This window comes from Pseudomonas sp. RIT288 (genome assembly GCF_000631985.1).
Taxonomy (GTDB): domain Bacteria; phylum Pseudomonadota; class Gammaproteobacteria; order Pseudomonadales; family Pseudomonadaceae; genus Aquipseudomonas.
Map to the genome: position 1 here is coordinate 44,060 of NZ_JFYN01000010.1, position 23,494 is coordinate 67,553.

Here is a 23,494-nt window from a genome sequence, read left to right on the forward strand (position 1 = left end):
GTCAATTTCTGTAGGAAATATCGGACAGACGGGAGGGTGGGAAGTAAAGAAATGATACCCGGCAACTGTCAGAACAACCCACCCAACGCTGCCGGTTCCCAGTTCATGATCACCAACTCGCCACTCATTTCGGCCTTCCCCTGCCGCTGATTGGCTGTGGTGTAACGGATGTCCAAGGTCTCGAAGTGAAAACCTTCAAACACGCGGCGGATGTCCGGGTGGTCGTTGATACTGACCATCACTTTGCCTTTGCAGCGGCGCATGAAGTCGGCCATCCGCTCATAGTTCTCGAATGGAAAGTCCACGCCATATCCGGCGGTCTGCCAATAAGGCGGATCCATGTAGTGGAAGGTGTGGGCACGGTCGTAGCGTTCGGCGCATTCAAGCCATGGGAGGTTTTCGACGTAGGTACCCGACAGGCGCTGCCACGCGGCCGAGAGGTTTTCTTCGATCCGTAGCAGATTGATGGCCGGTGCGGTGGTCGCCGTGCCGAATGTCTGACCGGAGACCTTGCCGGCGAAGGCATGGTGCTGCAGGTAGAAGAATCGGGCGGCGCGCTGGATGTCGGTGAGGGTTTCGGGGCGGGTCATTTTCTGCCATTCGAACACCTGCCGAGAACTGAGCGCCCATTTGAATTGGCGTACGAACTCTTCGAGGTGGTTCTGCACGACGCGGTAAAGCGTGACCAGGTCGCCGTTGATGTCGTTGAGGACTTCGACCGGCGATGGCTGAGGCTTCATGAAGTACAGCGCGGCACCGCCGGCAAAGACTTCAACGTAGCATTCGTGTGGCGGAAAAAGCGGAAGTAGGCGGTCGGCAAGGCGGCGTTTGCCGCCCATCCAAGGAATGATGGGTGTAGACATGAAAGCAAGACCTTTACTGTATGGATAAACAGGTGCTAGGCTCGCCGCGCTTTGTGCACGGAGCAAGAGCCTTGGCTGGACTTGCAGGGACCATCTGCAGGGACGGCGGTCGATCCGGATGTTGACGCATCCGGACCGGCCGCTCTTTTTTACTTCGGTGTTGAGACTTCTTTGGCGTATGTCTGACAGGCCGCGAGGGCAATCAGCCCCCGGTCTCCGTCATCGGTGACGCCGATAATTCGTTGAGCATGCGCTGGGTCAAGTTCGGCTCTTGTGGGGCCATGAACCACGCCGCCGGTGGCGGTGGCGCCTGACACCGATCCGTTGCCGGCGCCGCTGGTGGCGTCGAGTAGGACTGACAGGCGCAGATCAGCAGTGGCAAGGCGGTCGCGCAGGCGACTTTGATCACGTTGGACATCGTTCAAGGCTCGGTAATGGGTTTGCTCGCTGGTAGCCAGACGCTGTTCGAGCGCGAGGCGGCTGTCTTGTTCGGCACGCTGCTGTGCGACGGAAGCCAAGGCCAGTTGATTGAGGGTTTCGGTATGGAGGCGCTCCTGCTCGGCGAGCTGTTTGCCGTAGCGCCAATCCTGCACTTGCCAGGTAATGGACGCAGAACCACCGGCCAAAACGATCAGCACCAAGCCTTTGGCCAGGAGCCGATACGGTGCAGGGATCAGTTCACCTATACGCATAAAACCGCCCTCGCCCGCTCCCACAGCTCCAGCCGATCCTGCAGGCCGTTGAGACCGCCGTTGATCCTGCGGGTGATCGTGTTGAATTCGTTCTGATCGGCCAGCGCGTTCAGCCCATTCACGGACCAGAACCACGCAGCCGACTCGGCGGCCCACTGCGGGAGTTCCAGCAGCTCAGGCGTGCGCAGCAATCGCTCGTCACCGAACAGCGCCAAGCTGCAGCGCAGGTAATTGTTGTGGCCGGTGACCTGGATCAGACCCCGACCGCGATAACGCTGGCCATCACCATCCGCTGCCGGGGTGTTACCCAGTTTCGCAGCCAGGGTGCCAGTGTCGTATTTGCTCAGGTACTGGTCGCCGCCCAGTTCCCGAACGTACTGCAGCTGACCCGACTCGTGACCGACTTGCGCCAGGAACGCGGCTTGCCGTTTCGGTGTGTTGATCTGCCGATGGGCCATGGCTGCGTTGAGCGCGGATACAAAAACGCCCGCTTGGCGGCGGGCGTTGGGCATGATGGATTGCAGTTGCTGTTCGGTCAGTGACATCGATGTCTCCTTAAGTTGTGAGAATGGCGCTATTACTTGAGCTGAACGACCTTCAGATCCTTCGCCGCTTTTTTCTTCTTGCCCTTGGCTTTGGCTTTACCCTTCTTGCCGCCGTTGCACTCAACTGTTGTGCTCCAGCCCGCCTGGGTTAATACCTGCTCCACCGAGTCGACCAGGTACTCGCCGTCGAGTCCAAGCTTGAAGCCCTGGGCGTTGATCGAGCGCTCGGCGAAGAGGTCAGTGCGCCCTGCCATCTCCAGCCGGACGCCGGCCGTGGAGCGGTTGAACGCGGTGAGACGTGCCTTAGCGGCGGCTTCGGCTGCGGACTTGTTCGGGTAGATGTGGCGGTCGCTGTGCACCGGCGGCAACCCGTCAGGCGATTCGTCGTTATCCAAGGTGACCACCGCGAGCTTTCCGGTTTTCTTGTCCTGGTGCTTGGTCGATACCGCCTTGTGCGTGTTGCGATCACCAAGACGAAATTGAAAGCGACTGACGTCGCGCCGTTGGATCAGGACCACACCGAAAGACTTGCCCGAGGCGCTCTGCCCGCCTTGGCGTGACATCACCAGCAGCTTGCCGTCGGCGACTTTGGCGGTGCAGTCGTACTGCTTGGCCAGGCGCGTGATGAAATTGAAATCCGATTCATTGAGCTGATCGGCACGCGGCACTTTGGTTTGCACTGGGCACACAGGCTGCCAGCCATTACGTGCAGCGATATCACCCACGATTCGCGACAGCGGAACATTTTCCCAACTGCCGCTGCGCACGGTCTTGCCACTGCCGCGCATGTCGCTGGCCTTGCCAGTGATCACCAGCGTATCCGGCGGGCCGGATAGCTCGATCTCATCGACGACGTAACGGCCGATGCGAGTCAATTTGGTTTCTGTATAGCCGAGGAAAATCTCGATGCTGGCCCCGCGTGGAGGCAGCACCACCGCGCCGTCGCGGTCGTCGACTCGCAGTTCGAATTCGTCGGATTCCATACCAGGCTTGTCAGTGGTTTTGAGTTGCAGCAGTCGGTCGTTGATCCGCTGCGTGATGTCGGCGCCGTCGGCGACGATGCGAAAGGCGGGGGTCATTTATTTTTTCCATAAAAAAACCCGCACGAGGCGGGTTCTGAAGGAGTCGTAACTGCAGGAGCTTCAAGCCCTACGCGCTGACTATAGTCCATCAACTCCATAGCGATATGCCTTCTTCAATGGGACCAGGCAGATCTGGTAGCTCGATCACGATGCCGGCGCGATAAGGTTGCGCCTCATCAGCCAGCCCTTGATTGGCGTCGAGCACCGCCTCAAGTGTGCCTTCAAGGTGCCCATATGCGTGGTAACACAGGGTATCCAGCAGATCCCCGTCAGACGTTCTGCAGGTCGTCGCCATATCGCACAAACTCCAAAGTGAACGCCTGCTTGCGCGGGATCCCGCCCTGCAGCAGCGCGCTCTGTTCTTCTTCAACGCTCTTCAAGCACCAGGTGCCGAGCACGTCGCCATAGCCGGTGGTCAAGGTCAGCGGCTTGAGTTGGGCACCGAGGCTGCGCAGAGTGTCCAGTTGTTTGATCCCGCCTTTGAAGCCGGGAAAGATCGCGCCCTTGAGCGTGATCTTTTCCTCACCGATACCGACCGCTTGCTGTGCCGGCCGACGGGTGAGTCGCTCCTGCGAAGCCCATCTAAACTCAGTCGAGCGCCGCAGTTCATCAAAGGCTGCGGTGTCCAGATTGAAGTAGTAGGGCTGCGCCTGCGGATCCTGTGGTTGCACGATCAGTAGATGCGGGAACGGCTTCACCGCTTCCGGCAATGGGGTGGTATCACCACCCAGCGAACCGGTCGGCACGATGTTGGCCAGCGACGGGCTGACCTTGCCGGCGACCTTGTTGATTGCGGTGGACGCCCGGGCGGCCTGTTCCTTCAGCTCACCCATGCGTTCATCGATCTGCGATACAGCACGCGTGGCTTTGTTGTACGTGGCCACCACCTGGCCGACCTTGGCCTGAGCGGCATTGACGCCACGCATGACACGCTGCAGCTTTGCCCCCATCGCCGGACCAACGAAGGGAATGCCTTCCAGCTCCGAGGCCGCGCCGCTGATCTCGCTGATGGCACCGTTGACTGGCCCCATCATGCCGTCGAGGCTACGCCGACCACTCTCTCCCGCTGCTGCAAGATTCTTCAATCCCGATTGCAGCTGTTCCATGTAGGCCATTGGCTCTCCTCGTTACACATGCGGTTCGTCGAACAGCGAGCGGTTTTGCAACTGCTGGGTGGACTGACGCCACTGCTGATCGATGTAGGGTTGAAGCTCTCGCGCCAGTTGCGCCGGATCCTTTACGTCGCCCTGTACGGTGACATGCAGAGGCGCCTGAATATCGAATCGCTGCTCAACCTTGGTCGACTGGGGTTTAGCAGCAACAGGCGGTGCGAGCATCGCCGGTACCGCCGGGGATGCCGGCTGATTCAATGCACGCGTGACATCCCCCAATGCTGTTGCAGTCGGCTCCCGCTCAGGCAACAGAGGCTTGGAAACAGGTGACTTTGGAACCTGTACCGGCAGCGCTTGCATCGGAGCCGGTAGCGGCTTGGGACTGTCGAGAGTCGCTTGAGGTACGGGCGCAGCACCGGTCAGCAGCGGCAACATTTTCGGTTGCGGCTGAACCATGTCTTTGACGACCGGTACCGGCGCGAATGAACGGGCGACATCGCCCATTACCGGCGGAATGTTCTGCCCGGCATTGACCATCATCAGCGGCCCGGCATCCGGCACCTTCTTGAGTGAGTCAGGGGTTCCGAACAGCTCTTTGCCCGCAAAGCCGCCGAGCGCGTCGCCGCCCATGTAACCGAGATAACCACCAATCAATCCACCGACCATGGTGCCAATGATGGGAATGGCCGATCCGATAGCGGCCCCAGCTGCAGCACCGGCCAGTGTGCCGGCCAAGCCACCCGCCGCTTGCCCGTACCCTTCGGCTTTTTCATCCTGAGTTTCGGCATTCTGATAGGTATCCCAGGCCTTGTATCCCGCTTCAGCGATGGCGACCACGGCGGTTCCTTTCACCACAGAGCCAACGCTAGGACCACCCCCGCCTCCACGGGTGATACCCTCTTTGCCGCCGCCCTTACCGCCTTTTCCGCCCTTTCCTTTTTTCCCATCGCGACCGGTATCGAAGTCGCCGGCATCCAGTCCGCCGCCCATCGCCGAAAGGTTGGTGACGATGACCTTTTGCGGAATGTTCGGGTTGCCCATCAAGGTGCCGCGCCCGATATTCATCAGGCCCTTACCCATCTTGAATGCGCTGACGGCACCCTTGAGCGCGATCATGCCCGCCACAGCGGTACCGATAGCCGTCACCAAACGCGGTGACTCATCGGACAGTCCCGCGAGCTGACGGCTGACATTCGTGATCCCATCCGCCACCGCATCAGTGACCGGGCGAATCGCATCACCGATGCTGCGCATAGCATCATCCATGCTCTGGGCCATCTCGGACCACTTTTGCGCAGACGTTTGCCGGCGCTCCGCCAGGTTCTTGTCGAGGATCCCGGTGGCATTGGCCGAGTCTTTCTTCAACTGCTCATACAGATCCTTGTTCTGCATGTACGCTGTCAAAGCGGCCTTGACCTGCATATCAGCGAACAGGTCACCGGTACGCAAAGCCTCCTCCAGCGACTTCATCATAGCTTTGGCTTTCTCGGGATCAGCCTCTTTACTGATCGCCGCTGTGGCCTTGGCCATCTCGGCCGCCCGCTTCGGATCGGTCGCTTCAATGTACTTCTGGGCCAGGGCAAAACTGGATTCCAGTGTGGATTTGCCATTCTGCAAACCTGTCTGCATCGACCCCTTATAGTCGATCCCGGCCTTCTGGTAGGCCTTGACCGTTTCACCCGAGCCTATTTTCTCCATCCAGTTTTTGAGGTTGTTCGCCGCCTCGTCGGACCCACCGGCCGTTTTCATTTGCACCTGCAGCATCGCGCCCAGCTGCGTCACCGAATCCATGCCGGTGATACCCAGTTTGCCCATACCGGCCAGTAACTCAGGAAACCACTTGGCCATGTCGACCGCTTCAAAACTGCCCGCCTGGCCCTGGTAAGCAATGGCCTCCAGCGCCTGCTGCATTACCTTGGGGTCAGTGATCTTGGCGTTCTGCCCCAAAGCGTTGATCATCTTCGCCGTTTCAGTGCCTTCCGATCCTTGGCCCACCGCGAATTTGGCTGCGGTCGGTGCATAGGACAGCGCCTTGTCCAACTCCATACCGGCGCCGACCAGGGCGTTGACTACCTCGGCCACCTGATTGCGCGCCATGCCAGTATCCCGCGATGTGTCGATCACGGTTTTGGAGAGCTGCGTTTCTTCTGGTGTGTTGGCAATATTGGCCTTGATCGCTATGTCACGAATGATCGCGCCGTAATCCGCGCTGACCTTGGTAGGAATCGCTACGGCAGCAGTAAGTGCACCGGCCTGGCCGAGGGTGGTTTTCATCCCCTGCCGACCTTCGTCCAGTTGCCGATGGCCGATCGCCTTGAGTTCAGCGCCGGCCGCCACGCGACCCATCGTGGCGTAGGCCTTACTCAGCCGTCCGACCTCGACGCCCTGTTTCTTGAGAAGGTCGAGGTTCTTTTCGTATTTGGACAACAGCTTGTCGGCACCGGCGGCGCCAGTTGCGTGCGCCTTGCGCCATTCCTCACGCAGACGCATGGTGTCGCCGATTGTGTTCTGCAGCACCCGGGCTTTACTGCCGACCGTGTCCAGGTGCTTGATCTTGCTTTCGACGTCCTTGAACGCTTTGCCCACCGTCGGATCGACGGCGCCGCCGATGACAAAGCCGAGTGCGAGGTTCTTCGCCATGTGCGTGTCCCTGGGATCGAGGATGATTGGAAATGGCTCAGTCCGTGAGCCACCACACGATGTCGTTGAAGGGCATGGCCATGATCTCGGCAGCCGAGAAACCGGTCTCCTTGGCCAGACGCTTGGCCAGCCCCTTCAACGTTGGTCCATCAAACCTAGTCGTCTTGGACCAGACGAAAATAGCCTTTTTGCAGGCGCATGTAGTCGACCAGCTTGAGGGCCATCAGATCCTGTTCCGGGGTCTGCGTTAGCGAGGAGAACAGCGACATTTCGCGCTTTTCTTCATCGCCGTTGCAGGTCGCTTGCGCGGCCCGAATGTCACGCACGCATGGCGCACGAATGGTCAGCGTGTCGACCAGCACACCCGACAGTTCGGTGGGGTGTCGCAGTGAGATGCGAAAACCTTCCTCGGTCAGTTGCAGCCAGCTTGGCAGTGGTTTTTCTTGAGTAGCTTGATTGGTTTGCGTCATTTCATCGTGTCCTTAAAGGCCAAGGGCCGAACGTTCGTCAGCGAGCTGGTCGACGCCATCGACGACTAGGACCATCCCCAGCATGTCGATCTCGTAAACCACCCGACCGGCAACTTCGAGTTTGTAGTAGGTCAGTGCCATGTTGTGTTTGGTCTCGGCCTTGTCGCCGGGCTTCCAGTCGCCCATGTCGACTTCCTTGATACCGCCACGCATGGTGACGATGACTGGGGTGACCTTACCTTTCAGGCCTTTAAATGAGCCTCGGAAAACCGCGCTGCAGGCGGTGCGGTCAGACAGGCCGAAAAACTTCAGCGCTTCGCGGCGCACACCGTTGGTGGTGAAACCGGCTTCAAGCTTTTCCACGCCGGTCGGGATCTCGACCTCGCCGGCCATGCCGCCGCCTCGGTAGGCTTCGGTTTTCAGGACCACCTTGGGCAAGGTGAGGCTCGGCATTTCACCGGCAAAACTGACGCCGTCGATAAACCCGGCGCAGTTAGAGAGAACTTCAGGAATCATCAGGGTGCCTCCTTAGGCAGCTTCAAGCACTTCGGTCATCCACTCGTTGGTGACCTCGAAAAGGAAGTTCGGGTTTTCAGCCGGCGGCACATCGGTGAAGCGGATGCGCCAGTACACCTTGCCCTGCTCGATCTGGCTGGCCGTGTTCAATTCGTGATCCGGGAACACCTCGAAGTTGATCACCGCGCCTTGGTTTTTCAGGTCGCGCATGAACGCTTCCAGGCCGTCGGTGACGTCCTTGACGTAGGTCTTGGTGATCGAGCGGTCGACCGCCCATTTATGGCCGGCCTGTACGGCATCCATGAGGATGAACAACGTGCGCACGCGGGTGACGAACGCCCATTTCGGGTCGCTAGACAGCGTGCGGTTGCCCCAGAGACGGAAACCATCGTCACGAATGATCGTGGTGATGTTCGCGTTGTTGAGCAGGTTGGCTCGGCAGGTCTCGTCACCGTCCAGGTACTCCACCGCACGGGTGGTACCGGTGATGCCGGTAAACTCCTTGTTCGACGGCGAAGCCCAGAAGCCGTAGGTCGAATCCGTCCAGGCAAACAGGCCGGCAGTCCATGCAGAACCCGGCGCGTCCACCGTCTTGCTTTCACCGTTGTCCCAGAACTGCACACCGGGGTCGACCATGAACAGGTTGCGACTGCCAAAGTTTTTCGCGTAGGCCATGGCGGCCTCATCGGTGGTGCATGGCCCGTCGATGATCCCGATAGCCCGTAGCTTTTGCGCCAGACTATCCATGGCCGTGGCCACTGCTTGCGTAGCCGAATGGCCGGGGGCGATCAGCAATCGCGGCTGTGCGTTGAACAGACTTTTGCCATCGAGCAACGCCTGCAGGCCAGTACGTTGACCGGACTCCAAAACACCGCCAATGATGGCCGAGGTCTGCAGCGCCGGGTCGTCCATCTTCGGCACACCGATGGCGACGATCACCGCCTTGGCCTTGGCGTAAATCGCCCTGCAGGCCTTGGTGATCGCTGAATCGGCGCCGAACGCTGCAATGGCTTCACGTTCGGTGGTGATCAGCTTGAGTTCGCCGGCCTTGGCCGTACCGCCACCCACCAAGCCAGGGCTGAAGGTGTCGCACAGGCCGATGATCGACGAGGACGGCAGCGAGATAGTGCGTGCGCCGGTATCGACCGAGGTGGTCGTGACGCCGTGAAAGAAACTCATAAGGCTCGTTCTCCAAAAACGAAAAAGCCCCGCATAAGCGAGGCTGTGAAGGGGGTTCGTGTTACGCGTAACGGAAAAGAAAACGCCCCGTCAGTGCGGGGCGTTTATTGAGGCGGCTCGGTCAACCACTGCGGCGCAATCGGTCGATGCTCGGCGAATGGGAATTGCGAACCTTGCGGCCAGTCGCGCAACTGGCGGCGGTAAGCCTGCAGCTCTGCGTACTGCTCAGCGGTGATCGAGGTCACACCGCCCTCCTCGATCTCGTCGCGGTGCCGGGAGACCAACGGATCGGTCAAAGCCAACTGCGCATCGCGCCAGGCGCGCTCACCCGCCGCCAGTTCCTCAGCATCGAGCGGCGGCGGATCAATCAGCACTGGTTGACCGTTGGGCCGAGACGACATTTTTTTAGGGCTAACCGCCAACTCGTCCAGCAGCGACTGCCAAACACTTTCCGACACCTCGACAACGTCCGGCGGCATGTTCGCGCCATGAATCTCTGCGCGATAAGCCCCGCACACGGACGGACTGAAAAACACGGTTTTGCTCATCATCAATTTCCTACTGCTCGCCATTGAACCGACCAGAGCGCCTGGGCAGTACCCGCCGCATTTTGCACGCGCAACGTACAGCCGGACGCACCCAGTCCCGCCCCCATGAGCGCGTGCATCAAACACATTGACCCGACGTGCGTGAGCGTGATGTTGCGCGGCGCGTTAGGGAACGGAATAGGGAAAGTAACGTAGACGTAACCGTTCGCGTCCGTTACGCCTGTACCCCATTGCTCAATCGCACCGGATGGCAATCGTTGGTAACCACTATTCCCAAAAGAGCTGCCGAACTCAGGCGCATATTTCAAAGCGGACATACCGTTCTCAACAACCCACTGCCCATTGCCTGCGGTGATCACGATGGTGGACAGGGACTGAAGGGGCACAGAGGTCATGGAACTAACAGACAGCGCGGAAATAACGTCTGTACCCTGCCGGACAATGTTGACCACGCCCGGCGTCGTGTTGAACAGGAAAAAATTGGTGCCGGTGGGTACAGAACTAACAGGCGGCAGGGTCAATGTCCCCGATGCAGAAAGCACAATACGCTGGCCAGCAGCCGCGACACTCAATGTCGCCGGCAGCGCTGCAATATCGAAACGCCCAGAGAAATTACCCATTGCCCGCTGCACAAACTCAGTAGTCGCCAATGACTTGCCGTTATCGAATTGCGGCTGCGTCTCCCAATGCGCCCCCCGCAAAATCGGCGAATACTTCAGCGCGCCATCGCCCCCTTCCAGCGCCCAGCCTTGACCGTTATTCAAGCGCCGGAAGGCCGAGATTGTCGATTGAGGCTGAGTAAACGGCCCCAACGCGCCGTTGATCGCAATCAGAGACTGCCCGGCCTTCGCCTTGAAGGTCGCACCATTCAAGCCCGCGAGAACCGTTACGACCGCCCCCTGAGGAACAGCGCTCGCATCCGGCAGGGTGACAGTCGAACCCGACCCGCCGGGCGCGACCAAGCGCCCAACATCAGCCGGCGACAAATCAACGCTCCCGGGATAGGTCACCAGATCCGCATAACTCCCCTGCGCTCGCTGGGCAAACTCGGTCGTCGCAAGCGACTTACTGTTATCGAACAGCGCCGGCGTCGGGGCTGTCGGGTTGCCAGCGAAACTCGGCGAAAACAACCGGGCAAACCCGTCTGTAATGTCCTTGAACGTCAGCGCAGTAGTTCCTACAACAATCGGGGCATCTGTCACCAGTTGCCAAATCGTATCAGCCTGCGTCGAGCCGGCTTCGACCGCCACTGTCAGGTTGGGCGTTATCTTGGCATTGCTATCGGCATCCTTGGCCCGCACCCAAGAACCCACGGCCACGACATATGGCCCGTTATCCTTGGCGGCCGCCTGATTTTTTACCAGCACCCGATCACCGACCGCGAGCGCTACACCGTCAATCGTCTGTAGACCGACCAGACTGATGTTGGCGGTGGTAGCAGCGCGCACCGACTGCTTGATGTCGAGCTTGCTAAGCTCGTCCAGAATGCGCGAATCGACGTATTCACGCGTCGCCAGCACCACCGCCGGGTCGATCTTGAGGGTGATGTTCCCGGTACTGGATACCACAAAATTCATCCGCACCACTTGCGTGCGGCCGGAGCCTTGCGACAGCAGCGGCTTGAAGCTCGGCGCACAGTTGGCCACCGCCACCAGATCCCCGTCCGCGTCGTAAAGGCCGATTTCGCGAATCCATTTACCGCCCTCATCGGCCGGAATGATTTGCTCGGCGATGATCACCGCCGGGTTGACCGGGTCAACGCGAAGTTGATTTAACGGCTTGCGGCGCCACTCGCTGAGCAGCTTGGTCTGAGTGGCCGCCGGCACTGGGTTGGGCGGGTCGGCCAACCCTCCCGGGTTGGCATCGCCGACCCCCATTTCGGTGATTCTCCAGGCAACGCCGAGCGCGTCGGCGTTCGCCTGTTTGGCCATCCCCACGTTCGTGAGGATCGCGAAAAACTGCGAATTCGCATCAATCATGATAAACGTCCAGAGTGTCTATGGTGTGTTCGCGGCCGACCACGCCAATGCTGCCGGTGACCTCAATGTCACGCATGACGGGCGGGTAAACGTCGATTTCGTCGCCGTCGTAGAGGGACACGGCGATGTCTAAATTGCCTTGGGTTTCCAGGCTGATGGCCAACCCGGTAAGTTGTCGGCTGACGGGCTTGGCGTCGTCGATCAAGCGTTCAAGTTCGAGATACATTTCCTCGGTGATGCCGGTGTCCAGCACCCCCACCTTCAGCGCGAAGGTGCCGGGTATGCCCTGCGGAACGGTGTTGAACCATTCAACGATCTCGATCAGGTAGCCCAGCGGCTCGACCACTCGGCGTATAGCGCCGATGGTGCCCTTGTGCTTGTGAATGAAGAACGAAGCCTTGATGGCGGCACGCTTGACCGACTCCGACCACGAAGGATCCCAGCGGTCGACCGACCAGGCCCAGGCCAGATGCGGTAGCAGGTGTACCGGGCAGGTGTCGGGGTTGTACAAGGTGCGCAACGGAATCAGCGTGGTTTCGGCGAACGTTGCCTCGATACCCCGTTCCAGGGGAGTGCTGTTGAGCGGCAAGAGACTGCGCATATCAACCTCCCAGCACGACGGAATAACCGGTGCAGTACGCCGCCTGCGCCTTGGTCGGTTTGAGATCCAGCCAGTCCGTCAGCTCCACGCGGGCCACGCCGGCAACGTGCAGCTGCGCATCGACGCCAGAGCGCGCCACTTCGAGGCCCAGCCGGCGGCGTGGATTGATCCAGGCCTCAAGCCGCTTGATCGCCTCGGCAAGCGCGGCGTCGTTCTCCGGGCCAGCACCTTTCATGTGCAGCACGGCGTCGACGCGGTAGCGCAGGATCTGCGCACCGCGCACCGTGACGCGGTCCCCCACCGGGCGCACGTCGTCGTCATTCACCGCCGTGGCAACCAGCTTCAACAGTTCAGGACTGGCCGTGCCGTCACCTTCAAGGCCCAACACCGTGACATCCACACAGGCCGGTGACGGGCTTTCCGCCGTTGCATCTGCCACCAGCGCTGATGCATTGCGCGCATGCAGGATGTAACTGTTACGCGGCCCTGCCGTGGTCAGTCCCTCATAGGCCAATTGCACGCGCTCGCGCAGAGCGTCGTGTGATTCCATCACCGCCTCGACCGGTGGTACCGCCAGCGGATCGGCAGGTTGAATCACCAGGCGCTTGAGATTGACGTTAGCCGCAAGGTGCTCCAGATCGGCGCCCGTCGCATAGGCCAGGAGTTGCGATTTGGCCGCGTCGTTGACCCGTGCCCGGTTGCCGAGCTTGATGTAGCTGGCGACCTCCAACAGCTTGGTCACCGGATCACTTTCCAGAGAGGCCGTCCAGTTCCCACCCATGTGGCCGCGAAACACGTCGAGTGCCTCGCCATACACTTCTTCAAAATCCAGCGGTTCCAGCACGTCCGGTGCCGGCAGCTCCGACAGATCCACCAGGGTACTCATACCCACACCTCCAACGTGCCGCGCACACCGAGGTATTCGCCGCTGACTTGTATGTTGATTTTGCCGCCCAGCACGGACAGCACACGCACCCGTTCCAGCTTCAACCGTGGCTCCCACCGACCCAGCGCCCGGGCGGCTTCAGCCTGGACGGCGCTTTTCCAGCCCTCGTTGACAGGCAGGTCAACCATGCGCCGCAGCTTGCTGCCGTACTCCGGACGTTCACGGCGGCTCACCAATGGCGTGCCGAGGATGTCCCCGATGGACTGGCGTAAATGCTCAATGCCGGAGATGGGTTGCCCGGTGTGGCGATCCATTCCGATCATCGGGTTTACTCCTTGAGTTGCTCGAACTCGGCATGGGCTTTAAGCGTTCTTAACGCCACATCGTCGGCGCTATCGACCGTGACTTTGTTCTTCGCCACGGCGAGCGTGCGGCCGTCCGGCAGGACAACCGTGCGCGAGGTGTAGTGCTTGTCGCGAAAGGTCACGGTCATGGGCATCAGCACTGGGCTGATGGGAGTGGACTCAGACGCAGTCGTTTCATCTTGGTGTTTGGCCATGGGAACTCCAGGCATGAAAAAGCCCGCACGCGGCGGGCTGAGTAAATGTTGAGTTAGTGCTTGTGATGGTTGTCGCTTTGGCGGGCAGCCAGGATATCGGCATCGCTGGTGATGCTTTGGGTAGCGTGCAGCGGGCCGTCGATGTTGACCTGCCCTTTGATATTCACAACGCCCTCCAGATCGATCGTTCCGGACTTCACCACGATGGCATTGTCGGTGACTTCGGCCAGGGTTGATCCGACCTTGATCGTGACCGTACCGCTTGGCACGCTGACGGTGTAGCTACTCGTCTGCCAGTCGTAGACCAGAGATCCGCCATCGTCGAAACGCCAGACTTCAACGTGATCGCGATTGTCCGGCGGCGCGCCGCCACTCCCATAAAGGCCGGGAATAAATGTGCCCTGCGCCACCTCGCCACTGGCACTGATCAGGGTGCCCTGCTCGTTGAGGCTCGGCGCCCGCCAGTGCCGCGCCTTGCCTGCGGCGATGCTGTGCCAGCGTACCCAGCCACTTACCCACTCACCGTCCGACACCCGGCACACCGGTGGTGACGCTGCGAGATCCACCGCCACGACATAGCAGTCCTTCACAAGCCCAGCGAGCATGCGGTCATGCTGGGCGCTCACATAGCCACCACTCATGCCAGACTCTCCGGCGCAAAGTACTTGTCCCGGTTGGCTGGCCCCGCATCAGGATCAACGCCTAACAGCAGCGTGCCCGGTGGCTGATCCGGCCATGGCCATTCGGCGTCACCGAGGTAGATCTGCTGTGTCCACTCCACGACCCAGACGGTATAGCCGTCCAGTTCGGGTTTGGTCCAGTCCTGCATGGCCTGAACGAACTCAGCCGGTTCGACCTCAACACCCCAGCACTGCATGCGCAGCAACGCGGCGAGGTGGCCCGCTAGGAACACCGCTTGTTGATGATGATCCGACTGAATCGGATCGGTGATCACCCGTGCCTCGAACTTGCAGGCCAAGCCGGTTTCACCGGTTCCCGGATCGAGCCCCGGCTCCATCTCAGCCAATTCGATCAGTATCGCTGGCAGCGGTAAGCGATCCAAATCATCCGGCCACATGCACACCGCCTGCAGGCCCGGGAAGTGTTCCTGAATGCGCCGCTCGATGGCGTGATACAGCTGTTCAAGACTGAACGGCTCGTCGACTTGATCCGTCACATCACTTCCCCTTCAAGTGCTTCTGCACTTCGAAATTGAGTTCCTGCTGCAGGACATGCACCAGGTGTTCGTCAGCTTTGCGCACCCAGCTTTCGAAGTGTGGTCGGACCTGCTCCAGAGACACCTTGGCTTTAGCCAGCGGGAAGCGGTTGTCATGTTCGGCGATCCAGCCCGAACTCGCGCCGACCGCCCTGCTGACATCGCTGTCGGGATAATCGCTCGCCCTGAAGTGCTTGCTGCCGGTACGGATCCAGACGTCAGCGCTGTTGCCGTAGACCTTTTTGAAGAACGCACCTTGAAAGCGCCGGCCTGCCACTGAGACACCGGAGCGACTCTGCCGAGGCCGGCCGATGCGACTCGCCTCCATGGCATTGAGGCCGAACCACAGCTTGCCGCTGTTCGCTCCACCGCTGACCGGGTACGCTCGCAGGCGCTGCCGCACAGCAGCAACCGCAATCCGTTCCTGCCGCCCAACGGCGCGGGCGATTTGTGTGGCAAGCCAACGCAGGGTTTTGTTGATGGCTCTACGCTGAGCGTTGGCCGCTGCTTTTGGCAACACGGCGGCAAAGTCCTGAAATGCTTTCAGGTCTGCCGCCGAGGTCTGCAGCGAGATCATCCCGCCGCCGGCCGAGGATTTGAAGTGACTGCCAACGCTCATGCTTTAGGCCTCAATAGCAATGCCACCCAGCCGGAGCCATCTGGCTCAAGTTTGACCAAGTCGTACTGGCCTCCCCCGTCTTGCTTTGCAAGATCAACGACCACCAGCTGTCCTGGCTCTAAACCTGCAGCATCGACGACGCGAATCTCAAATTGCGGCTCGCGCAACGCGGTGTTGATTCGCCCCATGCGCGGCTGCAACCAAGGCGCGGAAAAGAAACCGGCGATCTCTCGACCGCCGACCGTTGCCATATCGCCCAAGCCATCCAGAACCAAGGCATCCATGTCGTCGCTTAATTCGCGAAAGCCCATCACTCACCTCCGCTGTTTTCGTCCTCATTGGCAACGTTCGACAGTTGGCGCAGCAGTTCTTGTGCTCGCGGATCCTTGAGCGGGGCGATGCGCCCCTCAGCGAGTAACGCTTCCTCGATTTCTTTATGTGGCGGACTGTATGGCTCGCCCTTTACGACAACGACGCGGCCATCCTGCACGCAACCATCAATCACCAGAAACTCGGCTTTCTTGGCCATGTCACACCACCTTGGCGTAGATGAAGGCATCCGGTTCGAGCAGGCCAGCCAGTGCCGCACTCTGGAGCTTCAGCCAACGAGCGCTTGGCTCTTGGGTCACCCAGCTTTTCGGGAAGCGCGCCGCTTCGACCAAGCCGCTTTCCACGGCTTCTAGATCCTGGATCGCGCCATACAACATGGCGTTGCGCGTCGAAGTCGAACCGAGAATCAGGCCGCCAGCCGGAATCATCGGCTGTTCTTCTTCGTCGTCATCCAGGTACCACTCGTCATAGCCATAAAGGTCGACGCCGGGATCATTCAGATAGCCGAGGTACGTCACACCGTCGGGCAGCTCCTCGGGTTTGATTAGCCCCATATCCACACGGCGAGTATTGAGCTGTTTCATAACCGTTGCGTTCGACTGGAAGGCATCCAGTGCCTCACCGCTCATGGCGACGGTGTTGGCTGTACGTCCAGAGTCCTTGGCGATTTTGCGTTTCCAGCCACGCAGATTGGCAATAGGGTCACCGTCAGAACTGTTCCATTGCCCGCTGCCCAGGCTGATCTTGTGATCACTGGACATCAGGAAGTCGATGGTGTCATCCACGCCTTCGCCGATCACGCGGACTTTGCCGGTGGTGAGGGCTTGAGCACACATCCACTCCTCACGGCGTACGATTTCATCGTCCAAGTCACGCAGATCTTTGCCGAGCAACTGCCCTGCCCGCTCCAATGGAGTACGCGAAGAAAACGGGTTGTCACCAGCCGAACGTTTGAGTACCAACTCGGCAGTGGTTTCGCGCTTGGGTTGGATGTAAGGCGGGGTGTAGTTGCTGGTGGTGTAGCCCTCACGCAACGACACACTGCCAGGCAGACGCGGGTGAACAAAGGGGGCCATTTTTCGCTTGCCCTTGATAATGTCGATGTCGACCGTTTTGGTTGGAAACGTTACTGGGCTGCCACCGTTGAAAAACGTGTTCAACAAAAAACGGCGCGCAGTTGGCATCTGCTCAACCGCTTCGAGCATGGTGCGGGTATCAAAAATATCCATTTAGAACTCCGAATTAACGAACGAACAGGCTCAGGGCACGTAGCGCGGCTTTCGCCTGCACCAGGGTGAAGCCCTCGCCGAGAGTGAGTTGGTTGGCCAGCACTTCGCCGGTCAGGCGTATAGGCGCGATCTGGGCGCCTTTGGTCGAATCGGTGGGCTGATCGAGGATTGCCACTGGCGTCTCGGAGCCATCAGTTGCTGCCGCTTTGGCCAGGACAAACTCACCACTGGTTTTGACCTGACCGAGGACGGCGCCACGGTTGAGTTTTTGTCCGGAAGCAATCACGACGGTATCGATGATCACCGGAAAGGCGCCCGCCGACAGTTGGTCGGGGACGTAGGTTTGGCGTTCAGGATTACTCATGAGGATCTCCAATCAGCGGCGCGAGGCGCCTTCAACAATGGCGTTCACAACTGCTTTACGTTCACCCTGAGCCGCATCGCCCGTCGGAGTAGATGTCGACGCGCCGGTGGCATCAGCCTTGATCGCACTCAGTGAAATACCGCGATCCTGCGCCGCCTTAAACAGCTGCAGAGCGGTGGCCTCGACCGAGGTGCCGGCATCGATGGCGGCGGCGATCTCGGTCTCGAAACCCTTGCTGGCCATGGCGTTGATAGCGGTGATGCGCTGTCGCTCGGCGGTAGCACCCTCCTCACGGCTTTGGGTGCGAACACTCTCAAGATCCGGTTGACCGGCTTGAGCGATCTCGATGGTTTGCGGATCCGTGCCGGCGGCCAGCGCCTCACGCAACTCCGCCGTGCTGCTGACGGTGGTCATGTTGTATTTCCTCGGTTGGGTTGCGGCCGGTTTGGCCAGTTCTGTAATCAATGTTTCGAGTGAGCCAAGGCGGTGGGCCAAGCCGGACTCAACGGCGGTGGCGCCCACGCGCAAACCGCCGAAGTCGCCCATCTCAGGAACGCGCTCAGGATCCACGCCCAGGTTGCGGGCCACTTTGGCCACGAACACGTCGCCCATGGCGTCGACCGTCTCGCCGACTTTGGCCCGACCTTCTTCGGTGGCCAGATCCACTCGCTTGTTGGGCGCGTTGCGACTGACGATCTGGTAGCGCTTGCGACCGTTGGCTTCTTCACCGCCGACGACAGCCTCAACGACTACACCGATGCTGCCAGCGAGTGCGGTTTCGTCGATAACGATCTCGCTGGCCGCTGAAGCAATCCAATAAGCCGCGCTGGCACCAGTGCCGCCGATGTAGGCGACAATGCGTTTACGATCACGGGCCGAATGGATCTGGTCGGCCAGCTCGTTGATGCCAGCCGCTACGCCGCCAGGGCTGTCGATGTTCAGGATGATTGCACTGACCTTGGGATCATCCAGCGCCGTTTGCAGGTCGGTGGCTAACACCTGAGTGCTCGTCGCGCCGCTGATCTCAGTGAATAGATTGGCGTAACGAAACACTGGGCCAACCACCGGAATGATGGCCACGCCATTGCGCACACTGACGGTGCGGCTGTTATCCAGCCGCATGCCGGTGCGGGTTTCCAGCGCTGCCGGATCGCCCATCCGATCTGCAATGGTCAGCAGGTTGTCCAGGGCGCCAGGCAGCATCAGCCAAGGCTGCGATGCAGCCAGCTCAAATGCGCGGGGCATGGTTATTCCTCGTTGGGGTTATTGGGCAGTGGAGTTTCCTGCTCGCGACCTTTGGGCAGGACATGCAGGCCATCCTTGCGGCGTTGCTCGACCTCGCGGACACGCTGTCGGTACACCTGCTGCCACGGTTCACCGGTCATTGCGGCTGTTTCCAGCGTTTCATTGCTGACGCCGATTTCGATGCGCTTGCCGGCGGCGTTGGCTTCCTTGAGTTCATCAATAGCGCCACGGGCCGGACCGATCCAGATCGCTTGGCAGTACGCTTTGCGTTTTGCGGGATCGGCGTAGCCCGGCAATTTGATCAGCCCCCTCGCCACCGCTTCATCAATCAGCAGCTCTCGACTGGGCTGACAGAAGTCACAGATCAGCCACCAACGACGCAGGCTGTAGAACCGCCACGCCTGCAACATGGCGGCGCGGGCAGCGCTATAGCTGCTGCTGTAATGCAGCAAAAGCTCTTCCATTGGCTGTTCGAGCGCGGCGCCAATTTCCTTAACTACGGCGGTAAAGAACGGATCGAATTGCGCGTTGGGTCGCGCTGGGTTTGCGATCACTGGCTCTTCACCTTGGCCCAAATCGACAATGGCGCCCTCGCCCAAGGCCAACTCACCATCGCCGGTAGTGTCGCCTCCAACGCCGTCACCTTCGTTGGCCAGTGCCGTCAGCGGCAGATTGCCCACCTGAAAGTCATTGGTCTTTTTGATGAACACGGTGAACATCGCCGAGATCACCGCCGCCATCAGTTCGGCACTGCTGTAGCGCTCCAACTTCTGCAGCGGCTCCAGCACCGGAGCCAAATAGGGCGCGCCACGCTTTTGCCCTGGCCGCTCCTTGTCCGCCATGACGTGCATCACACGGCGCCGGCCAGTGGCCTCTCCGAAGGCCGGCAACCGTTCCCACTTAAGCGCTTGGCCGGAGGTGTATTCGTTCTGGTAGCCGCTGCAGACGTGATAGGCCAACGGCGCGCCGAGCCGGTCAAACTCGACACCATCCACTAGGTACGCTCCATCCAGTTGCCCAGCCGGATTGCACACCCGATCCGATTCGATCAATTGCAACCGCGTACTGAATACACAGCCTGGACGCTCATCGTCGGGACTGGCCACCAATACATCGCCGCCTACCATCGACGAGATCAACACCAATGCCTGTAGCTGGTAGTGATTGAGCGACGCCTCGGCGTCACATTCCCGAGGGTCATCGGCATACAACGACCACAAACGATCAAGCTGAGCGTTGATTGCATCGGCCTGCAGTTCGTCGAGTCCAAGCGCGTCATGGTCGATCTGTGCGCGGCAAACCAGTCCGGTGCCAACGACATTGGTACGCAAGCGAGTGATGGCTGCACGGGCGATCAGGTGATTGCGCATGGCATCCCGCGAGCGAGCCACCAGCATTCGCCGCTCATTGTGATCGAGATCCCGACGCGGGCTACCAAGACCGGGTATCCAGCTGGCCATGCTACGCAGCACACGGGAGGCACCGCGCCACCGCGTCTCAACACCGCCACCGCCGCCTTGAGCGACGATAGGTCGGGCTTCGTTTGCCGACTTGGCGAGTTTGATCGCCTCACGCATCAGCAACTCGGCCGGGTCTTTTCGAAAAAATCCCATAGTCAGATCTTCATGTAGGAGATGCGGTTACGACCGCGTCCCTGGTGTTGGGCCTGTTCCAGCGCAACCTCCTTCGCATATTGCTGCTCTAGCAAGCGAAGGCTGTTCAGCTCGGCGCGATACAGTTCGCGATCCGCACGACGCAAGCGTTGGCCTTTCTTCAGGACGTCAGAGATCGCCGCCCGGACTTCCGCGAGGCGCTGTTGTGCGTCTGTCATGTTTGTTTTCCTAGTAGCCCGCGCGACTGCGGGTGCCCCGCCCACGAGCGACGGCTCGGCGCGGTACCGGTGCGACCGGTTGTTCGGTGGTGAACAGAGTTGGCTGTAGCAGTTGCTGCTCCAGCTGGTCCCATTCGTGATCGCGCAGCAGGTGGGTTTTCAGACTGCGCGCCGCATGCAAGGCGTACACCTCGCAGTCGAGCGCTTCGTTGCGCCGTCCGGCCTTTTTCTGCCAAACCATCTTGCTGGGGTTGCGTGGGTGCGGCGCCAGCACTTCGTTGGTGAGCTGCTCGTAGTAGTCCGAGCGGATCTCGCTATACCAGTGCATTCGGCCAGGCCCTGCGCCTTTCAGCCGAAGTCGGCCGTCGATCAGAGTCTTGGCTTTGTGCGTGCCAACGATGTGGACCCTCAGCCCGTATTTGGCAGCCTTGGTGTTGTCTTGCGAGGTGTCCACCGACTGCGGCGGCTTGGTAAAAATCTCCTTGTCACGGCTGTCAACGGAAGCACCTTTGATCGCCATAACGTTGTAGCGTTGACGATCACGCACATACGCATAAACCGCATCGCTGGTATTACCGTCAGAGCTGTCGATGCTGACCGCCGACACCGCCAGTTGGGCGCCGCTTGCGATGGGAATCGGTCTGGAGATGACCCTGTCCAACTCTTGCCAGACAGTGTCATGCGGATCGATGGGGTTGCCGTGCAGCTCGCCCCAATACAGACGCCATGACTCTTCACCCCGACCCCATCCAGTGATCACTAGCGCCAAGCGGTCGCCTTGCACGTCGACGCCAACGGTGACCAAGAGCACACCTTGGGGCGCGGTGAGTTCCGCGTAGGGTTCGGCGCGCTTCTCCAGTTCGTCAGTCTTCGGAGCATCGCTCTGGTATTCGTAGCTTTCGCCTTTGGAGCTATTGACGAAGGCGATCATCGGGCCGATGTTGCCCTGCGCTGCAGCGTGCTCAGCCTGGAGTTTCTTTTCCATCAGCACCTCAAAGCGAGATCCCCAGAACGTTGCGTAGAGTTCGTTGAGGATGTAGCCCGCGATACCGCGAAACTCTGCTGTAGCTGACCAGCGCCCATGCTTGAGGTTGGCGTTTTTCTGGTTATCGTCCCAGATCCCGCCGCAGTGCGGGCAGGAGTAGAACGTCTTTTCCGGACGCTTCTTGCCGTACACCTCATGCTGGTACTCAGGATCCTCATCGCAGTGCAGGTTGTCGAAGCTCAGCGCGTGCTCTTGCCCGCACTCGTGACAGGGCACCAAGCCAACACGCTTGTCTGATAGCTCCAACTCCGCATCGATGGCCGATAGACCTTTGATGGTCGGTGTGCCGCCGATGATGATTTTCGAACGACGAAAGGTTTTGAGTCGCTCCTTCGCCAGCTTGATGCTATCGCCCTGCCCACGCAGGTTGAGGTTGCAGTCGTCCGGTTCCTCAATGGCCACCCGTGGCACTGGCGTGGACTTCACGCTAGCCGGGCTGTTGGAGCCAACCATTTTCAGGAAGCCACCAGGGAAACGCTTGAAGTCCTGCCTTTGTTGAAGCTTGCGGCTGCGCAGGTCGACTTTCTTGCGCAGCCGTGGCGTGGCTTCAATCATCGGTTCGAGCTTTTCGCCGACGTACTGTTTGGCCGCTTCGGCTTTGGGAAACAACACCAGGATCGGGGACGGGTCAATGTCGATCCATTTGCCCAGGGCATTTCCCAGAACGCCAGACGTCCAGGCCACCTGCGCCGATTTGCGTCCGACGATCTCGCTAACAGTCGGATCATCCAGTGCCTCCAATGGCCCACCGGGCCAGATAAGGTGAGGTGTCACGTCAAAGCGATACTTGCCGGGGCGTGCCGCTTCTTCAGGTGCGAGCCAGCGGTACTTGTCCGCCCACTCGATAATGCTCATGCGGGGCGGCGGTGCCCACTTGCGGCAGGCGCCGCGCAGCGCTTTAGTCGCCGTCTTCCTCAAGGCCCTCCGTATCGTCCGGTTCGTCAGAATATCCATCTGACGGGGCATCATCCTTGTCATAGTCAGAAAGCCTCCTCAGGATGGCTTCAATAGGGTCGCGAATGAGCTGCTCGTCAACTTCCACGTCGTAGCGCGCCGACAATTCGGCGGCTAACGCGTCCGGAAAGGAATTGAGCAGCTCCACTTTGGCTGCGGTGATCATGGCTTCGAAACGCTCGACCAGATCAGCCGCAATCACAACCTCGCCCAGATCCTTGGCCATCGCGAGTTCTTCGCGGTCGGCACGGATCCGGTCGAGCCGGTCGCGTGAAGATTCTTTTTTGCCGTTGAGTGCAGCCTGGTGCATCAGCCACTGAATGACGGCTTCGGTGTCGTATTGGTTTTCGTTGCCCCGACCGAGGCCGAACTCGGTCACAGGCATGCCGTCGTTCTGCCATCGGGTCAGGGTGCGTTCATCACGGCCGACGATCTCGCTCAAGTCGGCCTTGCTAACTGACCTGCCCATATCTAACCCTTTGAAAAGACGGACATCCCTGCCAAATTCTCAGCTGCAGAGATCCCGCGAGTTCGCTAACCCGTGTAGGGGGCGGCCCTCAGGGAGGACCCGGAAAAATGGCGCCCCCCACCCGGCCGCCGACCTAGCTGCGGTCGACCGATGTCGACTCCGAAACGCCCAGCCGCTTGGCGGCCCAGCGTTCGTACAACCCGATGGCCACATCGGCACCGGCCATCGCCGTCAGGCAACCCAAGGCGCCTGCCGTCCAGATCGTCATGCCCGCCGCGATCATCAGCATCATCGCCGACACTCCGCAGACAATGCAGGCACCAGACCGAAGCGCGAGGCGGCGCAACAACGCCCAGCCCCGCGCCCCATCTTTGTCGGCTCGCCACATCTCTCCCGATACGCCGCCGACCAGGGCCAGGACGATCACTAACCAGATCGGCATCTCTGCCAGCGCTTGTTGCTCGTTTGTCATCGCCAACCCCTAAACGCAAAAACCCGGCGCAATGGCCGGGCTTGGTGG

At 60.1% G+C, this 23,494-nt stretch carries 29 protein-coding genes; all 29 read right to left on the bottom strand.

The window, feature by feature from the left end; genetic code table 11:
- Positions 1 to 68: 68 nt before the first annotated feature.
- The 29 genes from BW33_RS10810 to BW33_RS10945 all read right to left on the bottom strand — a co-directional run bounded on the left by BW33_RS10810 (position 69) and on the right by BW33_RS10945 (position 23,446).
- Complete coding sequence (locus BW33_RS10810) at positions 69 to 863, bottom strand: DNA adenine methylase (protein ID WP_047598880.1); 795 nt, start codon at positions 861 to 863, stop codon at positions 69 to 71.
- A 149-nt stretch (positions 864 to 1,012) separates the two neighbouring features.
- Positions 1,013 to 1,555 carry a lysis system i-spanin subunit Rz gene (locus BW33_RS10815; protein WP_047598881.1) on the bottom strand — a complete coding sequence of 181 codons (543 nt, stop codon included), beginning with the start codon at positions 1,553 to 1,555 and terminating at the stop codon, positions 1,013 to 1,015.
- The gene (locus BW33_RS10820) at positions 1,546 to 2,100 is read right to left on the bottom strand and encodes a glycoside hydrolase family 19 protein (RefSeq protein WP_047598883.1); all 555 of its coding nucleotides are present in this window, start codon (positions 2,098 to 2,100) and stop codon (positions 1,546 to 1,548) included. The genes BW33_RS10815 and BW33_RS10820 overlap by 10 nt, the downstream gene beginning before the upstream one ends.
- Before the next feature lie 32 nt (positions 2,101 to 2,132).
- Complete coding sequence (locus BW33_RS10825; RefSeq protein ID WP_047598885.1) at positions 2,133 to 3,179, bottom strand: phage late control D family protein; 1,047 nt, start codon at positions 3,177 to 3,179, stop codon at positions 2,133 to 2,135.
- A 91-nt stretch (positions 3,180 to 3,270) separates the two neighbouring features.
- The gene (locus BW33_RS28415) at positions 3,271 to 3,477 is read right to left on the bottom strand and encodes a tail protein X (RefSeq protein ID WP_081794206.1); all 207 of its coding nucleotides are present in this window, start codon (positions 3,475 to 3,477) and stop codon (positions 3,271 to 3,273) included.
- Positions 3,452 to 4,297, bottom strand: coding sequence for a phage tail protein (locus BW33_RS10830; protein WP_047598886.1), 846 nt, complete (start codon positions 4,295 to 4,297; stop codon positions 3,452 to 3,454). The genes BW33_RS28415 and BW33_RS10830 overlap by 26 nt, the downstream gene beginning before the upstream one ends.
- A 12-nt stretch (positions 4,298 to 4,309) precedes the next feature.
- Positions 4,310 to 6,934 (bottom strand): phage tail tape measure protein, encoded by a 2,625-nt coding sequence (locus BW33_RS10835; RefSeq protein WP_047598888.1) that lies wholly within the window; start codon positions 6,932 to 6,934, stop codon positions 4,310 to 4,312.
- Positions 6,935 to 7,089: 155 nt separating this feature from the next.
- Positions 7,090 to 7,404 carry a phage tail assembly protein gene (locus BW33_RS10840; protein ID WP_047598891.1) on the bottom strand — a complete coding sequence of 105 codons (315 nt, stop codon included), beginning with the start codon at positions 7,402 to 7,404 and terminating at the stop codon, positions 7,090 to 7,092.
- A gap of 12 nt (positions 7,405 to 7,416) precedes the next feature.
- Positions 7,417 to 7,920, bottom strand: coding sequence for a phage major tail tube protein (locus BW33_RS10845; protein ID WP_047598893.1), 504 nt, complete (start codon positions 7,918 to 7,920; stop codon positions 7,417 to 7,419).
- A 12-nt stretch (positions 7,921 to 7,932) separates the two neighbouring features.
- Positions 7,933 to 9,099, bottom strand: a complete 1,167-nt coding sequence (locus BW33_RS10850; RefSeq protein WP_047598895.1) for a phage tail sheath subtilisin-like domain-containing protein — start codon at positions 9,097 to 9,099, stop codon at positions 7,933 to 7,935.
- Positions 9,100 to 9,203: 104 nt separating this feature from the next.
- Positions 9,204 to 9,647, bottom strand: coding sequence for a phage tail assembly chaperone (locus BW33_RS10855; protein ID WP_081794207.1), 444 nt, complete (start codon positions 9,645 to 9,647; stop codon positions 9,204 to 9,206).
- A gap of 2 nt (positions 9,648 to 9,649) precedes the next feature.
- A complete protein-coding gene (locus BW33_RS28420) occupies positions 9,650 to 11,626 on the bottom strand; it encodes a phage tail protein (RefSeq protein WP_047598898.1) in 1,977 nt (658 codons plus the stop codon).
- On the bottom strand, positions 11,619 to 12,227 hold the full coding sequence (locus BW33_RS10865; RefSeq protein ID WP_047598899.1) for a phage tail protein I: 609 nt from the start codon (positions 12,225 to 12,227) through the stop codon (positions 11,619 to 11,621). The genes BW33_RS28420 and BW33_RS10865 overlap by 8 nt, the downstream gene beginning before the upstream one ends.
- A 1-nt stretch (position 12,228) precedes the next feature.
- Positions 12,229 to 13,113 (bottom strand): baseplate assembly protein, encoded by an 885-nt coding sequence (locus BW33_RS10870; RefSeq protein WP_047598900.1) that lies wholly within the window; start codon positions 13,111 to 13,113, stop codon positions 12,229 to 12,231.
- Positions 13,110 to 13,436, bottom strand: coding sequence for a GPW/gp25 family protein (locus tag BW33_RS10875; RefSeq protein ID WP_047598902.1), 327 nt, complete (start codon positions 13,434 to 13,436; stop codon positions 13,110 to 13,112). The genes BW33_RS10870 and BW33_RS10875 overlap by 4 nt, the downstream gene beginning before the upstream one ends.
- A gap of 5 nt (positions 13,437 to 13,441) precedes the next feature.
- Positions 13,442 to 13,606: a hypothetical protein gene (locus tag BW33_RS10880; protein ID WP_236645210.1), complete on the bottom strand. Its 165-nt coding sequence runs from the start codon at positions 13,604 to 13,606 to the stop codon at positions 13,442 to 13,444.
- A gap of 119 nt (positions 13,607 to 13,725) precedes the next feature.
- Entirely contained in the window at positions 13,726 to 14,313 is a 588-nt protein-coding gene (locus BW33_RS10885) for a phage baseplate assembly protein V (protein ID WP_047598908.1), read from the bottom strand.
- Complete coding sequence (locus BW33_RS10890) at positions 14,310 to 14,849, bottom strand: hypothetical protein (protein ID WP_047598910.1); 540 nt, start codon at positions 14,847 to 14,849, stop codon at positions 14,310 to 14,312. Before BW33_RS10890 ends, BW33_RS10885 begins: the two co-directional genes overlap by 4 nt.
- A 1-nt stretch (position 14,850) precedes the next feature.
- Positions 14,851 to 15,507: a hypothetical protein gene (locus BW33_RS10895; RefSeq protein WP_047598911.1), complete on the bottom strand. Its 657-nt coding sequence runs from the start codon at positions 15,505 to 15,507 to the stop codon at positions 14,851 to 14,853.
- Positions 15,504 to 15,818 carry a head-tail joining protein gene (locus BW33_RS10900; protein WP_047598912.1) on the bottom strand — a complete coding sequence of 105 codons (315 nt, stop codon included), beginning with the start codon at positions 15,816 to 15,818 and terminating at the stop codon, positions 15,504 to 15,506. The genes BW33_RS10895 and BW33_RS10900 overlap by 4 nt, the downstream gene beginning before the upstream one ends.
- On the bottom strand, positions 15,818 to 16,036 hold the full coding sequence (locus BW33_RS10905; protein ID WP_047598914.1) for a hypothetical protein: 219 nt from the start codon (positions 16,034 to 16,036) through the stop codon (positions 15,818 to 15,820). The genes BW33_RS10900 and BW33_RS10905 overlap by 1 nt, the downstream gene beginning before the upstream one ends.
- Before the next feature lies 1 nt (position 16,037).
- The gene (locus tag BW33_RS10910) at positions 16,038 to 17,066 is read right to left on the bottom strand and encodes a major capsid protein (protein ID WP_047598916.1); all 1,029 of its coding nucleotides are present in this window, start codon (positions 17,064 to 17,066) and stop codon (positions 16,038 to 16,040) included.
- Positions 17,067 to 17,079: 13 nt separating this feature from the next.
- On the bottom strand, positions 17,080 to 17,430 hold the full coding sequence (locus BW33_RS10915) for a head decoration protein (RefSeq protein WP_047598918.1): 351 nt from the start codon (positions 17,428 to 17,430) through the stop codon (positions 17,080 to 17,082).
- A 12-nt stretch (positions 17,431 to 17,442) separates the two neighbouring features.
- On the bottom strand, positions 17,443 to 18,675 hold the full coding sequence (locus BW33_RS10920; protein WP_047598920.1) for a S49 family peptidase: 1,233 nt from the start codon (positions 18,673 to 18,675) through the stop codon (positions 17,443 to 17,445).
- A 2-nt stretch (positions 18,676 to 18,677) separates the two neighbouring features.
- Complete coding sequence (locus BW33_RS10925; RefSeq protein ID WP_047598922.1) at positions 18,678 to 20,288, bottom strand: phage portal protein; 1,611 nt, start codon at positions 20,286 to 20,288, stop codon at positions 18,678 to 18,680.
- Between the two features lie 2 nt (positions 20,289 to 20,290).
- Positions 20,291 to 20,506: a hypothetical protein gene (locus tag BW33_RS10930; protein ID WP_047598925.1), complete on the bottom strand. Its 216-nt coding sequence runs from the start codon at positions 20,504 to 20,506 to the stop codon at positions 20,291 to 20,293.
- A gap of 10 nt (positions 20,507 to 20,516) precedes the next feature.
- Positions 20,517 to 22,505: a phage terminase large subunit family protein gene (locus BW33_RS10935; protein ID WP_330217165.1), complete on the bottom strand. Its 1,989-nt coding sequence runs from the start codon at positions 22,503 to 22,505 to the stop codon at positions 20,517 to 20,519.
- On the bottom strand, positions 22,450 to 22,974 hold the full coding sequence (locus BW33_RS10940; protein ID WP_047598929.1) for a terminase small subunit: 525 nt from the start codon (positions 22,972 to 22,974) through the stop codon (positions 22,450 to 22,452). The genes BW33_RS10935 and BW33_RS10940 overlap by 56 nt, the downstream gene beginning before the upstream one ends.
- Positions 22,975 to 23,107: 133 nt before the next feature.
- On the bottom strand, positions 23,108 to 23,446 hold the full coding sequence (locus BW33_RS10945; RefSeq protein ID WP_047598931.1) for a phage holin family protein: 339 nt from the start codon (positions 23,444 to 23,446) through the stop codon (positions 23,108 to 23,110).
- Positions 23,447 to 23,494: the final 48 nt, after the last annotated feature.

Bases quoted from the DNA above. Each gene is read 5' to 3' on its own strand.
- BW33_RS10810 (WP_047598880.1), bottom strand. From the start codon at position 863: ATGTCTACACCCATCATTCCTTGGATGGGCGGCAAACGCCGCCTTGCC.
- BW33_RS10815 (WP_047598881.1), bottom strand. From the start codon at position 1,555: ATGCGTATAGGTGAACTGATCCCTGCACCGTATCGGCTCCTGGCCAAA.
- BW33_RS10820 (WP_047598883.1), bottom strand. From the start codon at position 2,100: ATGTCACTGACCGAACAGCAACTGCAATCCATCATGCCCAACGCCCGC.
- BW33_RS10825 (WP_047598885.1), bottom strand. From the start codon at position 3,179: ATGACCCCCGCCTTTCGCATCGTCGCCGACGGCGCCGACATCACGCAG.
- BW33_RS28415 (WP_081794206.1), bottom strand. From the start codon at position 3,477: ATGGCGACGACCTGCAGAACGTCTGACGGGGATCTGCTGGATACCCTG.
- BW33_RS10830 (WP_047598886.1), bottom strand. From the start codon at position 4,297: ATGGCCTACATGGAACAGCTGCAATCGGGATTGAAGAATCTTGCAGCA.
- BW33_RS10835 (WP_047598888.1), bottom strand. From the start codon at position 6,934: ATGGCGAAGAACCTCGCACTCGGCTTTGTCATCGGCGGCGCCGTCGAT.
- BW33_RS10840 (WP_047598891.1), bottom strand. From the start codon at position 7,404: ATGACGCAAACCAATCAAGCTACTCAAGAAAAACCACTGCCAAGCTGG.
- BW33_RS10845 (WP_047598893.1), bottom strand. From the start codon at position 7,920: ATGATTCCTGAAGTTCTCTCTAACTGCGCCGGGTTTATCGACGGCGTC.
- BW33_RS10850 (WP_047598895.1), bottom strand. From the start codon at position 9,099: ATGAGTTTCTTTCACGGCGTCACGACCACCTCGGTCGATACCGGCGCA.
- BW33_RS10855 (WP_081794207.1), bottom strand. From the start codon at position 9,647: ATGAGCAAAACCGTGTTTTTCAGTCCGTCCGTGTGCGGGGCTTATCGC.
- BW33_RS28420 (WP_047598898.1), bottom strand. From the start codon at position 11,626: ATGATTGATGCGAATTCGCAGTTTTTCGCGATCCTCACGAACGTGGGG.
- BW33_RS10865 (WP_047598899.1), bottom strand. From the start codon at position 12,227: ATGCGCAGTCTCTTGCCGCTCAACAGCACTCCCCTGGAACGGGGTATC.
- BW33_RS10870 (WP_047598900.1), bottom strand. From the start codon at position 13,113: ATGAGTACCCTGGTGGATCTGTCGGAGCTGCCGGCACCGGACGTGCTG.
- BW33_RS10875 (WP_047598902.1), bottom strand. From the start codon at position 13,436: ATGATCGGAATGGATCGCCACACCGGGCAACCCATCTCCGGCATTGAG.
- BW33_RS10880 (WP_236645210.1), bottom strand. From the start codon at position 13,606: ATGACCGTGACCTTTCGCGACAAGCACTACACCTCGCGCACGGTTGTC.
- BW33_RS10885 (WP_047598908.1), bottom strand. From the start codon at position 14,313: ATGAGTGGTGGCTATGTGAGCGCCCAGCATGACCGCATGCTCGCTGGG.
- BW33_RS10895 (WP_047598911.1), bottom strand. From the start codon at position 15,507: ATGAGCGTTGGCAGTCACTTCAAATCCTCGGCCGGCGGCGGGATGATC.
- BW33_RS10900 (WP_047598912.1), bottom strand. From the start codon at position 15,818: ATGGGCTTTCGCGAATTAAGCGACGACATGGATGCCTTGGTTCTGGAT.
- BW33_RS10905 (WP_047598914.1), bottom strand. From the start codon at position 16,036: ATGGCCAAGAAAGCCGAGTTTCTGGTGATTGATGGTTGCGTGCAGGAT.
- BW33_RS10910 (WP_047598916.1), bottom strand. From the start codon at position 17,066: ATGGATATTTTTGATACCCGCACCATGCTCGAAGCGGTTGAGCAGATG.
- BW33_RS10915 (WP_047598918.1), bottom strand. From the start codon at position 17,430: ATGAGTAATCCTGAACGCCAAACCTACGTCCCCGACCAACTGTCGGCG.
- BW33_RS10920 (WP_047598920.1), bottom strand. From the start codon at position 18,675: ATGCCCCGCGCATTTGAGCTGGCTGCATCGCAGCCTTGGCTGATGCTG.
- BW33_RS10925 (WP_047598922.1), bottom strand. From the start codon at position 20,288: ATGGGATTTTTTCGAAAAGACCCGGCCGAGTTGCTGATGCGTGAGGCG.
- BW33_RS10930 (WP_047598925.1), bottom strand. From the start codon at position 20,506: ATGACAGACGCACAACAGCGCCTCGCGGAAGTCCGGGCGGCGATCTCT.
- BW33_RS10935 (WP_330217165.1), bottom strand. From the start codon at position 22,505: ATGGATATTCTGACGAACCGGACGATACGGAGGGCCTTGAGGAAGACG.
- BW33_RS10940 (WP_047598929.1), bottom strand. From the start codon at position 22,974: ATGGGCAGGTCAGTTAGCAAGGCCGACTTGAGCGAGATCGTCGGCCGT.
- BW33_RS10945 (WP_047598931.1), bottom strand. From the start codon at position 23,446: ATGACAAACGAGCAACAAGCGCTGGCAGAGATGCCGATCTGGTTAGTG.